Annotated in this window: 21 protein-coding genes; 14 read left to right on the forward strand and 7 right to left on the reverse strand. The window is 52.7% G+C overall.

The features are described from left to right. The first annotated feature begins 9 nt into the window (after positions 1–9). From HMPREF0999_RS03230 to HMPREF0999_RS03280, 12 genes are all read left to right on the forward strand, one after another. Positions 10–648, forward strand: coding sequence for a hypothetical protein (locus HMPREF0999_RS03230; RefSeq protein ID WP_009275150.1), 639 nt, complete (start codon positions 10–12; stop codon positions 646–648). Continuing rightward, positions 641–862: a hypothetical protein gene (locus tag HMPREF0999_RS03235; RefSeq protein ID WP_009275151.1), complete on the forward strand. Its 222-nt coding sequence runs from the start codon at positions 641–643 to the stop codon at positions 860–862. Before HMPREF0999_RS03230 ends, HMPREF0999_RS03235 begins: the two co-directional genes overlap by 8 nt. Before the next feature lie 7 nt (positions 863–869). Next, positions 870–1,037 carry a hypothetical protein gene (locus HMPREF0999_RS22615; protein WP_005647455.1) on the forward strand — a complete coding sequence of 56 codons (168 nt, stop codon included), beginning with the start codon at positions 870–872 and terminating at the stop codon, positions 1,035–1,037. After that, the gene (locus HMPREF0999_RS03240) at positions 1,034–1,462 is read left to right on the forward strand and encodes a hypothetical protein (RefSeq protein ID WP_009275152.1); all 429 of its coding nucleotides are present in this window, start codon (positions 1,034–1,036) and stop codon (positions 1,460–1,462) included. Before HMPREF0999_RS22615 ends, HMPREF0999_RS03240 begins: the two co-directional genes overlap by 4 nt. Before the next feature lie 8 nt (positions 1,463–1,470). After that, complete coding sequence (locus tag HMPREF0999_RS03245; RefSeq protein WP_009275153.1) at positions 1,471–2,133, forward strand: DUF3164 family protein; 663 nt, start codon at positions 1,471–1,473, stop codon at positions 2,131–2,133. Beyond that, entirely contained in the window at positions 2,130–2,372 is a 243-nt protein-coding gene (locus tag HMPREF0999_RS03250; protein ID WP_009275154.1) for a hypothetical protein, read from the forward strand. Before HMPREF0999_RS03245 ends, HMPREF0999_RS03250 begins: the two co-directional genes overlap by 4 nt. 11 nt (positions 2,373–2,383) lie before the next feature. Beyond that, positions 2,384–2,617 carry a hypothetical protein gene (locus tag HMPREF0999_RS03255; RefSeq protein ID WP_009275155.1) on the forward strand — a complete coding sequence of 78 codons (234 nt, stop codon included), beginning with the start codon at positions 2,384–2,386 and terminating at the stop codon, positions 2,615–2,617. Between the two features lie 12 nt (positions 2,618–2,629). Then, the gene (locus HMPREF0999_RS03260; protein ID WP_009275156.1) at positions 2,630–2,854 is read left to right on the forward strand and encodes a hypothetical protein; all 225 of its coding nucleotides are present in this window, start codon (positions 2,630–2,632) and stop codon (positions 2,852–2,854) included. A 53-nt stretch (positions 2,855–2,907) separates the two neighbouring features. Further along, positions 2,908–3,273 carry a hypothetical protein gene (locus HMPREF0999_RS03265; RefSeq protein WP_229032827.1) on the forward strand — a complete coding sequence of 122 codons (366 nt, stop codon included), beginning with the start codon at positions 2,908–2,910 and terminating at the stop codon, positions 3,271–3,273. A gap of 2 nt (positions 3,274–3,275) precedes the next feature. Then, entirely contained in the window at positions 3,276–3,479 is a 204-nt protein-coding gene (locus HMPREF0999_RS03270; protein ID WP_005647439.1) for a hypothetical protein, read from the forward strand. 3 nt (positions 3,480–3,482) lie between these two features. Beyond that, entirely contained in the window at positions 3,483–3,683 is a 201-nt protein-coding gene (locus tag HMPREF0999_RS03275) for a hypothetical protein (protein ID WP_009275158.1), read from the forward strand. A 173-nt stretch (positions 3,684–3,856) separates the two neighbouring features. Beyond that, positions 3,857–4,153 (forward strand): hypothetical protein, encoded by a 297-nt coding sequence (locus HMPREF0999_RS03280; RefSeq protein WP_009275159.1) that lies wholly within the window; start codon positions 3,857–3,859, stop codon positions 4,151–4,153. Here HMPREF0999_RS03280 and HMPREF0999_RS03285 read toward each other — a convergent pair. Beyond that, on the reverse strand, positions 4,104–4,574 hold the full coding sequence (locus HMPREF0999_RS03285; protein WP_009275160.1) for a hypothetical protein: 471 nt from the start codon (positions 4,572–4,574) through the stop codon (positions 4,104–4,106). The two genes, HMPREF0999_RS03280 and HMPREF0999_RS03285, sit on opposite strands and share 50 nt — an antisense overlap. Positions 4,575–4,579: 5 nt before the next feature. Beyond that, on the reverse strand, positions 4,580–5,191 hold the full coding sequence (locus HMPREF0999_RS03290) for a hypothetical protein (RefSeq protein ID WP_009275161.1): 612 nt from the start codon (positions 5,189–5,191) through the stop codon (positions 4,580–4,582). A 219-nt stretch (positions 5,192–5,410) separates the two neighbouring features. Here HMPREF0999_RS03290 and HMPREF0999_RS03295 point away from each other — a divergent pair, with 219 nt between their 5' ends. Continuing rightward, positions 5,411–6,121, forward strand: a complete 711-nt coding sequence (locus tag HMPREF0999_RS03295; RefSeq protein WP_009275162.1) for a KilA-N domain-containing protein — start codon at positions 5,411–5,413, stop codon at positions 6,119–6,121. Between the two features lie 104 nt (positions 6,122–6,225). On the opposite strand, the gene HMPREF0999_RS22620 is transcribed toward HMPREF0999_RS03295, so the two are convergent. Genes HMPREF0999_RS22620 through HMPREF0999_RS03320 form a run of 5 tightly spaced genes read right to left on the reverse strand, consistent with a single transcriptional unit; the run spans position 6,226 to position 11,206 of the window. After that, a complete protein-coding gene (locus tag HMPREF0999_RS22620) occupies positions 6,226–7,461 on the reverse strand; it encodes a phage minor head protein (RefSeq protein ID WP_009275163.1) in 1,236 nt (411 codons plus the stop codon). Further along, complete coding sequence (locus HMPREF0999_RS03305; RefSeq protein ID WP_009275164.1) at positions 7,401–8,759, reverse strand: DUF935 family protein; 1,359 nt, start codon at positions 8,757–8,759, stop codon at positions 7,401–7,403. Before HMPREF0999_RS03305 ends, HMPREF0999_RS22620 begins: the two co-directional genes overlap by 61 nt. A 3-nt stretch (positions 8,760–8,762) precedes the next feature. Beyond that, on the reverse strand, positions 8,763–9,188 hold the full coding sequence (locus HMPREF0999_RS03310) for a phage protein Gp36 family protein (protein WP_009275165.1): 426 nt from the start codon (positions 9,186–9,188) through the stop codon (positions 8,763–8,765). Next, positions 9,185–10,753 carry a hypothetical protein gene (locus HMPREF0999_RS03315; RefSeq protein WP_009275166.1) on the reverse strand — a complete coding sequence of 523 codons (1,569 nt, stop codon included), beginning with the start codon at positions 10,751–10,753 and terminating at the stop codon, positions 9,185–9,187. Before HMPREF0999_RS03315 ends, HMPREF0999_RS03310 begins: the two co-directional genes overlap by 4 nt. Positions 10,754–10,756: 3 nt before the next feature. Next, positions 10,757–11,206, reverse strand: a complete 450-nt coding sequence (locus HMPREF0999_RS03320; protein ID WP_005647416.1) for a helix-turn-helix domain-containing protein — start codon at positions 11,204–11,206, stop codon at positions 10,757–10,759. Between the two features lie 191 nt (positions 11,207–11,397). Here HMPREF0999_RS03320 and HMPREF0999_RS03325 point away from each other — a divergent pair, with 191 nt between their 5' ends. Then, a complete protein-coding gene (locus HMPREF0999_RS03325) occupies positions 11,398–12,429 on the forward strand; it encodes a head maturation protease, ClpP-related (RefSeq protein WP_009275167.1) in 1,032 nt (343 codons plus the stop codon). The last annotated feature ends 2 nt before the right edge of the window (positions 12,430–12,431 follow it).

The raw sequence follows: 12,431 nt of genomic DNA on the forward strand, positions 1-12,431 counted from the left end.
TCAAAAGATATGAAACGAGCATTGAGCGTCCGGGATATACTGGACAAAAAATATAATACTTTCCCCTTCGAGGGAAAATGGAAGGAGGCGTTCGGAACACCGGAGCGTGTCGGCGTGTGGTTTATCTGGGGAAACAGCGGTAACGGTAAGACGTCGTTCGTCATGCAACTGTGCAAGGAGCTTTGCAAGTATGACCGTGTGGTTTACAACAGCCTGGAAGAGGGCGCGTGCCTGACGGTACAGAACAACCTGAAGATGCACGGCATGTCGGAAGTAAGCCGCCGGCTGGCTTTCATACAGGAGGACATGGAAGCGTTAAAAGCCCGCTTACGTCGCCACAAGAGTTATAACATCGTGGTGGTTGACAGTTTCCAGTACACCCGCATGAGTTACCGTGACTACATCGCGCTGAAAGAGGCTTTCCCCGGCAAGCTGTTCATCTTCATCAGCCATGCCAAAGGCAAGAACCCGAAAGGTGACGCGGCCGAAAGCGTGATGTATGATGCCACGCTGAAAATATGGGTCGAGGGAGGAAAGGCTTTCAGCAAGGGACGGTTTATCGGTGAGACCGGCGAGTATGTCGCCTACCCGAGGCTGGCCGAGGAGTATTGGAGTGACAATGGGATAAAAGCGGTGGGCCATGAATAAGAAAAAGGTTTACCAGTTAGGTATGGAGCCGCAATACGCCGCCCATGTGATCTTGCTCTGGAACGAAGGCGAATACCCCTGCGACATCCGGATACGGCGTGCCAAGACCGCCGGTCTGATAGTTGTCGAGGTCGAGGAACTGGAACTGGCTAATAAAATCGTGAACGCCACCCGTTGCAAGGTGGCGATAAAGGAAGTCGAACAACATAAATAACAGGATCATGGATGAAGTGATAGAAGCAATCGTAAACGACGCGGTGGAAAGAGCAACGGCCTTTTCCCCCGGCGACCAATCATTCATTTACAGTGAAGTATCAGACCGCCTGTCGGATTTATCGCATACGGCGCTGATGACCGAGTACGGATTTAAAGAGGAGGATTTCGAATGAGCAGGAACTACGCACGTTTTTATATCCTCTTGAACCGTCTGCCCACGGAGGATAAGGGCGAGTTGAAAGCCTCGCTGGTCAGTCAATACACCGGAGGACGAACCGAATCGCTCCGGGAAATGACCGTTAACGAGTACGATGCCATGTGCGAGGACATGCAGCGTATGGATGAGAATTACAAGGTGCGGGAAATCTACCGTGAGCAGCTACGGCAGAAACGCTCCACGGTGCTGAGGTTGATGCAAAAGCGGGGCATTGACACGACCGACTGGAACCGGGTGGACGCCTACTGCCAGAATCCCCGGATCGCGGGCAAAAGGTTCTCCCGGCTGACGACCGAGGAACTGGATACGGTGGCCATCAAACTCCGGATCATCCAAAGGAAAGACAGGGAAAAGAACACGGATTATTCACAACTAAATTAATTAAAGCTATGACAGAAGAAAGAAAAGCCGTTGAAATGACGGACGAAGAACTGAAACAGTTTGAGGCGTTCAAAGAAGAACAGGCCGCGAGGAAAGCCAAGGAACAGGCCAAACGTGATCGCGAGGCCTATAAGGAATTGGTGGACGAAACCATCGAGGGGGCGATCCCATTGCTCCATGACCTCAGCCAGGGGATCAAGGAAACGAAATTGGCGATATTGAACGACTTTCGCAGCGTCATCAATATGAAGGCGGAAGTATTGAAGTTGAAAAAAGACGGCCAACGTACAGACACCTTTACCAATTCCGCGGGTGACAAGCGTATCACCGTAGGGTATTATGAGACCGACGGCTACCGCGACACGGTGGAGGACGGTATCGCCATCGTGAAGGAGTATATCGAGGGGCTTGCCGACAACAAGAAAACGAAGGCACTCGTAAAAATGGTACTCCGCCTGTTGGCCCGTAACGCGCAAGGAACGCTGAAGGCAAGCCGTATCGTCCAGCTTCGCAAGATAGCCGAGGAATCGGAAGACGAGCGTTTCATGGAAGGCGTGCAGATCATCGAGGAGGCCTACCAGCCGGCCATCAGCAAACAGTTCATCCGGGCCGAGGTCAAGAACGACAACGGGGCATGGATAGCGATACCATTAGGAATGACGGAGGCATGAGCAAGCAACAACACGCGCTATTGATCCAGCCGCCGCTCTTCCCGAAAGAGTGTCCTGTCGAACGGGTCGAGTTCGGCGGCTTCCCCTGTAGTTATTGCCACGGCAACGGCTGGTTCTGGGGAGTGGATGATTACGGGGAGCGCATCAAACAGGATTGCCCCGTGTGTAAAGGGAATAAACGTCTGAAGGCGGTCGTAACTATCGCCTGGCAGCCGGATGAAACAGGTAAGAACAGATAATCGAAATGAATATGAGCAACATTTTAAACAAATTCAGAAGAAAACCGGCGGAACCCGCCAAGACGGAATCCCCGGCTCCCAAACGTGAAAAGACGATCCCACCGCATATCGTGGTCTGCAAGGTCTGCGAGGGCAAGGGGACGAAAGAGGGTGCGACCTGCCCGCAGTGTAAAGGTTCCGGGCGTGTGATCGTATCGTGTGAGGTAACAACTTATGTATCGGCTTACGTGCCAGAAAACGATTAAAAATAATCAGTCATGGAAGAAAAAGTAAGAATAGTAATGGAATTGGATAAGAACGTAGTTCAGACAGCGTGTTTTTTAGCTAATATAAACCTGTCGGATGAAGTCTGGCAGAAAATGGTTGCAGAACCAATTCTTTTCCCCACGGAACTTGCGGGAGAACAAAAAAAGGAAATGGAATTGGGAATGGCAATGGCCGCTTTGGGTTTAACACTACAAAAACAGGAGGAAACAGAATAATTATGGGTTATGATTTAATACCAAAGAAAAAGGGGGTCGATTGTAAAAGCGGAATGATATTTACATGGCCCGTCATACTGAACGAAACCGGTGCTTGCTACCTGTTCGGCTATGGGGACCACACATTTTCTCCGGGAAAATATATTTATGACGGTTCCCGGAAAGATGGCAGTCCGGTAAGCAATGACGGATTTGAGGTCACAAAAGAAGAAGCCTGTATCATGGCGAGGCTCTTTAGGGGGTATGTCTCTGTAAAAAGGGGGTTGAAGGAAGAATGGGACCAGCTGTCGGAACAGGCACAAATCAAGATCAAATCCATGTTAGGGGAAAAAGCGGAACCACCGGCTGAAGAGTTCTTACATAAGATAGAAATGCTGGCAGATTTCTGTGAACAGTCGGAAGGCTTTAATATCTGTTGAATATGAATGCGACAGATCAAGCCAAATTATGCAAGGCTGGTTATACCATACTTCGCCGGATGGATTATCCTTCTCCATGCATAAAATTCAAAAGTGAAGCCAATCCGCATAGCTGGAAAAGATACGGCGATTATTACCCCAGCAAAGCGGAAAGGGACAGGAGCATGAAACGTTTATTGCAAAGCAACGATATAATAGAGGATTGAATTATGAACATGAAAGATTTAGGACTGGTTCCCAGTGTGGCACAATGCGTCAAAGATGCTGAAGGAATGGCGGAATTTATCAAGGAACAAATCCCAAGATTGAGAAGCAGAGTCAAAAAGCGGCAAAGTAAGAGAAGCCTTGAGTTTTTCGAGGCGGTGGTTTACCACTTGAAACGATTGCAACGGCTGGAATCGATGAAATAACCGGATAATAATTATCAAGCGGCGGGAAGTACAAAAAGCTGTCCCGCCGCTTGTTTTTTGGGGTGATTGATTTAAACAAACTTAAAAACCGTCTGTTCCAAACAAACTTAAAGGCCGATGCCGCCTTGAAATACGGTATAAAGCTGTACTTTTGTATTAAATACATTGATTCTATGGCCAAAGGACGAGATAAACAGCTGATCAGAAAACGGGATGAAGCCCTGTGCCGCCGCTACTATTATTGGACGGAGGCGCAGAGCGTCCGCTTCGACCGTGCCCTGAAGATCCTTTCCGAGGAGTTCTTTTTGTCGGAGGAGCGCATCATGGCCATTATCCGTGAACGCAGCAAGGTCGATCCGGATATCCACCCGGTCCCCAAAGTCCGTGCGCCCCGTTTAACCTTCAAGCAGCTTTCCCTGTTCACGGACGATGCCGGCTATCCAATAGCGCGGATTCATCGCGATAGCTGAACGAGAACACAAATTCATACACCTTGATGTTTCCGGGCAGGGTATAATCCCGGCTTTTGACTCTGACCAGTTCGTCCATGTTCCGGCAGAACTGGAAGTTTTGCAGTGTCCGGTATAGTTTCCCGGCCATTTCCATGCGCTCCTTGATACGCTCGGTCGTTCCGCTTCCGATGTGGGTATCGTGGTAACAGTCGATGCCCAGCCGGACGGTCAATGTTATTTCCCCCGCCTGCGTCCCCATTCCGATGTCTTTCCAGTCCGCCTCGGTATTTCCCACCAGTACGCATGGAAACGTCACCGGATAAAAATCCTCGTTTTCCGAATCCATTCCTTCCAGTTGGCCGTAGTCCTCGTCGATGTAGGCTATTTCCGGCATTTCATTTTCTATCCTTTTCAGGATTGCGATGTACAGTTCCTCCATGTTGTTTATTTTAAAATGTTCCTTATTTCCGTTTCGACGGTTTGCCTGATTTGTTTGTTCAATTCCGTGCTTTCACCGATAAACTGGCGTTGGGGGATTTTTACCTTCAGCTTTTTCTTCCGGGTAAGGGCGAGCCCTTTCCACATACCGGCTTCCGGCGGCAGTTCCCTTTGCCTTGTTTTCCCCTTTCTTTTCCCCTTAGCGGCCTTTTTTCGTATGCCTGCCGCCTTGTAATACATCGCCCACGCGAACTTCCGCATCCGGGGTGTCACGGTCGGACGCGTCTCGCCTCCCCAGTTATGCGGCGGGGCGTATTTCACGTCGTTGGCCACCCTGACGCGGTAGTCTCCCGGCGTATATTTGACGGATGAGAACAGATGGTTGCGCCGTGAGAGCAGCGGGCCGTAACCTGCCGCCGCAGACTTGGAGCCGGACCGCTGGCGTTTTGTCACCGGCCAGCGCCGCAGGCCGCCATTGACAAAGCCTCCCTTGCGGAAGTTGTCCTGGTAATGGTCTTTGGCCATGCGTCCCACCTTGACGGGCAGCTCGCGTCGCATGAGCGTGTCCAGTTCCTTTTGCTTGGCCTTGAGCAAGGCTGAAAAATCTTTTATATCCATAATTTGGTAGTTTGAATAATTGCCAGTACTTTTATTGGCGACTGTTACCCATATCATTTTCGGGCAAAATAAAGATTCCGAGTTTTATTTTGAACAAGATACAAAGAATGGCCCCTATGGTGGCCGGAACGAAAGGACCGGCGACTCCCTACCCCCATCGTATGTAGTGACAGTCACACCTACGGGGGCTTTTTCTTTTATCGCAATTCTTTTGGAAGTATGACTGTCGAAAAGAATTTGATTGAACTCGCAAGAGTGGACGGCAAAGACCTGATCTTTGAGCGTCACGGTGACAAATGCTGGATTAACCTTACACGTATCGCACAGCAATTCGGTAAGAAACCTGACGACTGGTTGAAGACCAAATCGGCACAAGAGTATCTCGAAGTAGCAAGAAAGAGAATGAAGTGTGGTGAAGATATTCGAAACACTCAAGAAAGTGAATCGAAAATATTCGAAACACAAATTGAGCCTATTATTATTCGTAAAGGAAACACCTCTGAATACGAACAAGGAACATGGGCTACAGATACACGAGTGGCGAGACGATTCTTCCAGTGGCTCAGTCCTGAATATGCATGGGAAGTGGATGATTTCCTTGACCGTATAGCCCGGGGCGAACTGATAGTGAATGACAGTAGCCTGTTCCGTCTGGGTGGCGAGCAGTGGGTAAGTTGTACTGAATACTGCAAGGCGTTCGGAAAGTCCATGCACTCTTTCTATGGTCTGAAAGGCAATTATCCCCAATCTTTCTGCAACTGGAAAGGGCAGTGGTACATGAACCACCGGCTTTTCGTCATGAAGGAAATACAGGCACGGTTTGAGGACCGCCGTACCGAGTTGCGCGGCCAAGGGGACAAACGCCAGCTTTCCATCCACTTTCCTGATGAAGCCTGCATGACGGAACTTTTTTCCAAGGAACAAAAATGATGTCATAGGTTTGTACATTGCAGATTAATTTGTATTTTTGCCACAGAAGGGATAGCTTAAAAAGCGTGGCCTTGGATTGCAGTTCCAAGGATGCTGCTTTCAGGTTATCCTTTTTTGTTGGATAAATATTTTAAAATGTTATCGCTGTCAGACACACTGTGCAATTTGACACTTCCATCGATCAGCTCTCTTACGATAACCCAGCTCTTCTCCCCGTGTATGGTGATTTCGAACAGGTGCATTGTAATGTCCGGGTCATGTTTGTCCGGCCCGTATCCTATATAATTTGATTCCGCGATGACATTTTCAATTACCGGCAGCAAGGCGTTTTTCTCCGTAATCCATTTATGGGGCTGGTTAAGCCACTCCTTGATACTTGCCATGCTGACAACGATATCCTTTCCAAAATCATTGTTATGAAGCGTCCGGGATGTTAAGAACCTTGCTTGTTCCTTAATTTCCGCACGTTGCCTTCTCATCCGTTCCTTGTCTTCAATTTCTTCCATGAGTTTTTCCACCGCTTCCCCAGCTCCCGGATGGGCGTTGACTACATACGGATGCTTGTCCGAGAACAGTCTGGCGTCCTTGCCCGGATTGTTCTCCAGCCCGTCCTGCGGCTTGTCGGCGGGATCGGAGTCGGGTAGGGGGGTAGGCTCCTCGTCCGTGGATGAGAGGGAACACTTGCAGTTCCATCGGTCGCCCGGCCGGTGGTTATTCCAGAACGGGTCGTCAATGGGCCGTATCGTTCCCCAGAACCGGCGGTGGTCGGCTCCCGGATGCAGTGAGGTGGACGGCATCCATTTCAGGTTGGGCAGCACGTCCTTCTCGCGTTCGAACTGTCGCCAGTCGGCGGCCTGGTGTGCCCGGATTATCGCCGTATCGTATTCGGTCTCCAGCCACTGGTAGATTTGATGGTCCGCGATGGGCATGACCTCTTTCGCCCACCGTTCGAACGGTTTTAAAACGCCGTTCGAATCGAGCAGCAGTGCGACCATGTCGTTCTGCATCCGGTGTACCTTGAAGGCGGCGAACACGGCGTTGTTTCGTTTCAGTTCCTCGTAGAAGTCATGATCCGGATCATCTGCCGGACGCTTTCCGAACCCTTTGTCGGTGGCGATGTCGAGCGTATCCCAGACGGCACGGAACATCTGAAGCTCGATGTCCGTCATGGGGTGGAAGTCCTTTTCGTAGATGCGGCGCACGAACGCCTCCAGTACATCCCGGTCAAAAGTGAAACCGGAGGATACCTCGCCTGCGGCATCCCGGTAAAGAGTGTCGACTACCAGTTTAAAGCCGCCCCGTCTTTGTGCGGGGCGTGGTCGAAAAAACTCTTTAGCCACGCCATGAAGTTCCTTTTCTGTCTCCCCGTGGGGGCTTCATCCTCTTTGTCCGGCTTTTCCTCGGGCTTTTCTTTTTTGCCTTCTGGCGGAACGGGCGAGGCCGGTGTTTGTGTCTTTTGGGCGGCTTCCGCTTTCAGCCGCTTGTAGTTCTTCGGTTTCTCTATGCCGAACTTTTCGTAGAGAAAATCGTCATCGATGGGCAGGTTGAAGTCCCTTTTCAGGGTGGAGAGGACAGTCATTTCGGTTTTTGTGTCCGTTTCCTTCTGCTCGGGGAAACAGAACTTCCCGCCCGCCGTATCGATACCCACCCTCTGGAAGATGTCGGTCATGTCGTAGTTAAGCACGTTCAGCAGGAAACGGCAATCCGACTTCAGCTTTTTGTCCTCCACCTTCTTGTGTACCGTTCCCAGGGCTTGTGTCCCGGTCTTGGAGGCTTCCGTGGTCAGCGTGTTGCCCAGTACCAGTTTCGATATCTCGCTGTTGCAACGCTCGCAGAGTTTGTCGTATAGGTCCGCCGATCCGCTCTTGTTTCCCGCTTCCCTGAGGTTCAGTTCCGTGTCCTTGCCATGAATGAACACGCCCAATGATCCGATACCCGTCGCGTCCTCGATGGCGCGCTGGCGTGCCTCGTCGTCGTCTGTCTCGTAGGTGTACTCCTGTATGGGCATCCCGAAGACTTCGGCGAACTGCGCCCAGTCGGCCATGTCGTTACGCTTGTAGATGACCCACGGCGCGGCCTTTGCCAATAGCCCCATATCGTCCTTGTCCCCGACAAAGAGCAGGTCGGGGTATTCATCCCACGGGGTTCCCGTGATGTCCGTCTGGTGGCGTAATATGAGGCGGCGCACGGGGTCGGCGTGCTTTCGGGGGATCAGGTCGTAGTTGATCCACGGCCCTTCGCGGTAGAACTGCATGAGCGAGAATCCCCACCAGCGGGCGGCAAGGATATCCTCGATGCAGCGCCGGAACCACGGCGACTGCAACTGCTCGTTTATGCGCTCGTCCGGTTTCCCGTCGCGCTGGAACTCTATGTCCAGTGCCAGCACGGCCTCGACCCTTTTGTCGATGACGCTGGACAGGTGCGTGTCCATCAGTATGTCGCTGTACAGGTCGTACAATTTGAACCGGCGTGAGTAGTCCACGTTCTCGAAAGCGCGGATGGCCGCCGTCATGTCGGCGATGTCGATGCCGAAACGTCTGGGCTGCGTGAGTACGATGGTCTGCGTGCCCGTGATGCCCGGCCGGCGCAAGTTCCCGCCTACGGTGATGCGCCCTGTATTTTTCTTTCTTCTTCCCATGATTTAAAAATGGTTTGAACGTTTACGGTTGCTTTTTATGATAAAGCCGGAGCGTGTCCGGCGTTCTTCCTGCGGTAGCAGCGGCGCGCCGTCGATGCTGATGTCCCCGGCCGCCACTGCCTTCATCCACTCTACGGCCCGCTCGTAGCGGTCCTTGCGCGTCTGGGACAGTTTCTGTGGGTTGTGGATGCAGAAGATGTGGTACACCGTGATGTCGATGGCCATCATCAGCACCAGTTGGTTGCGTTCGTCTCCTGTCATCGAGAACAGCTTGTCGCAGTCGTACCTTCGCGACAGGTAGCCCCGCATATCGGTGACGGCACGGTCCTCACATATCTCCACGATGGACTCGTCCTCGCGTGTTAACGCGTCCAGTATCTCGCGGTGGATGCTGGCGTCATAATCTGTCAGTTCGATAAATTGGCTCATTGTCTGTACTTGTTATTTTTGCGCAACACGCTTCGGGCGATCTTCTTTGCCGGTTCCATGTCGCGCTGTTTACGGTCTATGATACGGTTCCCGCCTTCCACGCAGTCCGGACCGTCTACCGGGTAGGTCAGGGAGAGGTTGAACAGGCGGAACTGGTCGGCCATCCTCTTCATGTGCGGATTGTCCCGTTCCGCCTCGTTAAAAATGAGGTTCCCTTCCCGGTTGAGCGGTTCGAGGTTGGCTTCGATACGGGTGGCCTTGTCTGTTTTCTTGTCCTCGTCGCCTCTGATGTAGAGTTCCACGCCCTGCTCGCGGCGCACCTTTCTGACCAGTGGCTGGAACACCTGCTGGAAGAAGGGGTCTTGCAATTTGTTGTTCTCCATGTAACAGTACACGGGGCATCGTCCGCCTACGAAATCCAGTAGCTGCACGTACCACTGGATGAACTCCGCGTTCAATCCCCGGTCGAGAAATGCCTTGATGACATATAACCGCCCGCTGATTTTTCCCAGGAGGCAGAGCGCCTTTGTGGAGCTCTTCTTGCTTTTGTTCTCGCCCGGTGAGGGGTCGCCGTAGATGACGAGGAACTTGAATTTGGAGAGGGCGGGCACTTTCCCGTAGGCGATCTCCTGGAACACCTCGCCGTCGGCCACCGGGTTGTTGAAAAACTCCTTCTGGGCGGCGGACGCGCTGACCAGGGATAGGAACAGGTCGATGTCCTCTTCCGAGTTCTTCTCGGGCCATGAGGATACGCCGTTTTTACCCCGTATGTTGATGATATCCACATGCCCGATGCCCTTCGCCTTCAGTTCCTCCGCCTTTTCGATGGCGCGTGTGATGCAGCAGTCCGCCGCGATGATGTTCCCGTTGAACAGCACCCGGTAATGTCCGGATACGGACATGGTCGGTATCAGTGCCTCTTCCAGCCACTTCCATTTGGCCTTGATGCGTTCCGGGTTGCGGCATTCCTCGTCGGTGTCTATATCGTCAATCAGGATGCAGTCCGGGCGGAAGTTCTTGTTACGTGTACCACGGGGCGACTGCCCGGCTCCGATGGCGCGGAAGGAACATCCCGACTGGCAGGTAAATTCCCCTGTTTCCCACGCGCCCGGCTTTTTCTGCGTTCCGTAGTCCTGTATGATACGCTGGTTCTCCTCGAGATTGGCCATGAAGGGCAGGAGCAGACGCTGGGCGTTGTCCTGCGAGTTGGAGATGAGCAGCACGTTGCGCACCCGGCGGGTCAGCGCCAGCTTGATGATCTCCATCATGGCGCGTGCGGACTTGGCCAGCTCTCGTGACCAGGCCCTGACCTCGTACCATCTTTCATGCGCCATCATACGCCGTGTCGCCCTCTTGTGGAAGTCGGCGGGATTGCAGGTGTAATACTGCGCGAAGTAGTAGCGGAACCATGCCTCGTCGTCCACCTCCAGCCCTTTTTTTCTGGCCTCGATCTCGGCGGTGGAATCCGCCGGGTTGATGTCCGAGCTTTCCCGGATGGAAGCGACCAGTTCGTTCCACCCTTCCAATGCCATCCGGTCCTGTGGTGTAAGCCTTTTCTTTGCCATGTCCTATGCGAGTTTTGATTTGACAAAAGCGTCCAGCAGCGGGCAGACCTGTTTGGCCTGCTCCGCGTCGTAGGTACGCAACCATTTGAGCAGGTCGGCGAACACGGACGTGATATCCGCCAGTCCGACCTCCGTTTCCATCTTCTTGATGGCGTTCGCCAGCTTGGAGATGGTATCCGCCTCCGCGGCGTTGGGAAACCGCTGTCCCTGTTCCCGCTGGGCGATCTTGCCGTTGAGCTCGGCCAGTTGTCGGTACAGGTTCTTTAGTTGTTCCTCCTTGGTGATCGTGACCGATACCTTCAGGTGTTCCCAGTTTTCTGCGTTGATCCATTTGTTCACGGTGACGCGCGATACCCCCACCCGCTCGGCGATTTCCGCCTGCGTGAGGTTTTCCTTTACGAAGAGCAGTTTCGCCCATTCCTTGCGCTGTCCGGTAGTCATTTTATCCGCCATAGTGTCTTTTTTTAGACAAAGGTGGCTAAAAAACGACGTTCGGGAAAAAACTTGCCGCATGATACAACTTTATAGCGTAATGATAACATTATAAGCCGTGTATGATAAAAATCCGATTTGCCTGATCCCCTAAATACCTTCATTTTTGCACCGTAAACACGGCGGGAACCCGCCCTAAGCGATATAGAGAAATGAACCGTTTTTTTAATATGATACCCGGTGAGGACGCCTGCTGCATCCTTTTGTACGGTGACATCGGCGAATACAGCGATGTCACGGCGGCCGCCATAGTTCGCGAGCTCATGGAGGCGGAGGCATCGGGAAAAAGGATCGATGTCAGGATAAACAGCAACGGTGGCGATGTCTATACGGGTATTGCCATCTTCAACGCCCTGCGCGGCAGCAAGGCGGATATCCATATTTATGTGGACGGCATCGCCGCCAGCATGGCCAGCGTGATCGCCCTGTGCGGAAAGCCCGTCGAGATGAGCAAGTACGCGAGACTGATGCTGCACAGCGTTTCGGGGGGGTGTTACGGCAACAAGACGGAACTCAGGCGCTGTTTGGAAGAGGTGGAGGCGTTGGAAAACACCCTCTGCGAGATGTACGCCCCGAGACTGGGCACCAGCGTGGAGGAAATCCGGGCGCGTTACTTTGACGACGCCGACCACTGGCTGAAGGCGGACGAGGCCCTCGCGCTGGGTTTTATCGACGGGGTCTATGATGCCGATCCCGTACCGGAGGACAGTACGCCCGAACAGGTTTACCGCATATTCAACAACCGGCTTGAACAGCCATTAAACGATACCCAAATGAATTTAGAAGAAGTAAAGAAACGTCCGCGCTTCAAGGATTGCGCGACGGACTCGGACGTGTTCCGCGTGATGGACGCGCTCGAGGAGGAGGCGGGAAAGGTTCCCGGCCTGACAGCCGAGGTGGACAGGTTGAAAAAAGAGAACAAGGCTTTTACGGACAAGGCCAAGGAGGAGGACGAGGCGGCAAGGAAAAAATTGCTGGACGATGCCGAGGCCGACGGCCGTATCGACGCGACCACGCGTCCGGTGTATGAGAACCTGCTTAGCTCTGACCGCGAGAACGGGGAGAAAGCCCTTCGGAGCCTGAAACCGAAAAAGAGAGTGACCACTGACCTGCGCGTGGAAGTGGGAGGCGAAAGCCCGTGGGACAAGCGCATGTCGGAAATCAAGAACAAACTAAACCGATAAAC

Origin of the sequence: Parabacteroides sp. D25 (assembly GCF_000307475.1) — a bacterium.
GTDB lineage: Bacteria > Bacteroidota > Bacteroidia > Bacteroidales > Tannerellaceae > Parabacteroides > Parabacteroides distasonis.

Bases quoted from the DNA above. Each gene is read 5' to 3' on its own strand.
- HMPREF0999_RS03230 (WP_009275150.1), top strand. From the start codon at position 10: ATGAAACGAGCATTGAGCGTCCGGGATATACTGGACAAAAAATATAAT.
- HMPREF0999_RS03235 (WP_009275151.1), top strand. From the start codon at position 641: ATGAATAAGAAAAAGGTTTACCAGTTAGGTATGGAGCCGCAATACGCC.
- HMPREF0999_RS22615 (WP_005647455.1), top strand. From the start codon at position 870: ATGGATGAAGTGATAGAAGCAATCGTAAACGACGCGGTGGAAAGAGCA.
- HMPREF0999_RS03240 (WP_009275152.1), top strand. From the start codon at position 1,034: ATGAGCAGGAACTACGCACGTTTTTATATCCTCTTGAACCGTCTGCCC.
- HMPREF0999_RS03245 (WP_009275153.1), top strand. From the start codon at position 1,471: ATGACAGAAGAAAGAAAAGCCGTTGAAATGACGGACGAAGAACTGAAA.
- HMPREF0999_RS03250 (WP_009275154.1), top strand. From the start codon at position 2,130: ATGAGCAAGCAACAACACGCGCTATTGATCCAGCCGCCGCTCTTCCCG.
- HMPREF0999_RS03255 (WP_009275155.1), top strand. From the start codon at position 2,384: ATGAGCAACATTTTAAACAAATTCAGAAGAAAACCGGCGGAACCCGCC.
- HMPREF0999_RS03260 (WP_009275156.1), top strand. From the start codon at position 2,630: ATGGAAGAAAAAGTAAGAATAGTAATGGAATTGGATAAGAACGTAGTT.
- HMPREF0999_RS03265 (WP_229032827.1), top strand. From the start codon at position 2,908: ATGATATTTACATGGCCCGTCATACTGAACGAAACCGGTGCTTGCTAC.
- HMPREF0999_RS03270 (WP_005647439.1), top strand. From the start codon at position 3,276: ATGAATGCGACAGATCAAGCCAAATTATGCAAGGCTGGTTATACCATA.
- HMPREF0999_RS03275 (WP_009275158.1), top strand. From the start codon at position 3,483: ATGAACATGAAAGATTTAGGACTGGTTCCCAGTGTGGCACAATGCGTC.
- HMPREF0999_RS03280 (WP_009275159.1), top strand. From the start codon at position 3,857: ATGGCCAAAGGACGAGATAAACAGCTGATCAGAAAACGGGATGAAGCC.
- HMPREF0999_RS03285 (WP_009275160.1), bottom strand. From the start codon at position 4,574: ATGGAGGAACTGTACATCGCAATCCTGAAAAGGATAGAAAATGAAATG.
- HMPREF0999_RS03290 (WP_009275161.1), bottom strand. From the start codon at position 5,191: ATGGATATAAAAGATTTTTCAGCCTTGCTCAAGGCCAAGCAAAAGGAA.
- HMPREF0999_RS03295 (WP_009275162.1), top strand. From the start codon at position 5,411: ATGACTGTCGAAAAGAATTTGATTGAACTCGCAAGAGTGGACGGCAAA.
- HMPREF0999_RS03305 (WP_009275164.1), bottom strand. From the start codon at position 8,759: ATGGGAAGAAGAAAGAAAAATACAGGGCGCATCACCGTAGGCGGGAAC.
- HMPREF0999_RS03310 (WP_009275165.1), bottom strand. From the start codon at position 9,188: ATGAGCCAATTTATCGAACTGACAGATTATGACGCCAGCATCCACCGC.
- HMPREF0999_RS03315 (WP_009275166.1), bottom strand. From the start codon at position 10,753: ATGGCAAAGAAAAGGCTTACACCACAGGACCGGATGGCATTGGAAGGG.
- HMPREF0999_RS03320 (WP_005647416.1), bottom strand. From the start codon at position 11,206: ATGGCGGATAAAATGACTACCGGACAGCGCAAGGAATGGGCGAAACTG.
- HMPREF0999_RS03325 (WP_009275167.1), top strand. From the start codon at position 11,398: ATGAACCGTTTTTTTAATATGATACCCGGTGAGGACGCCTGCTGCATC.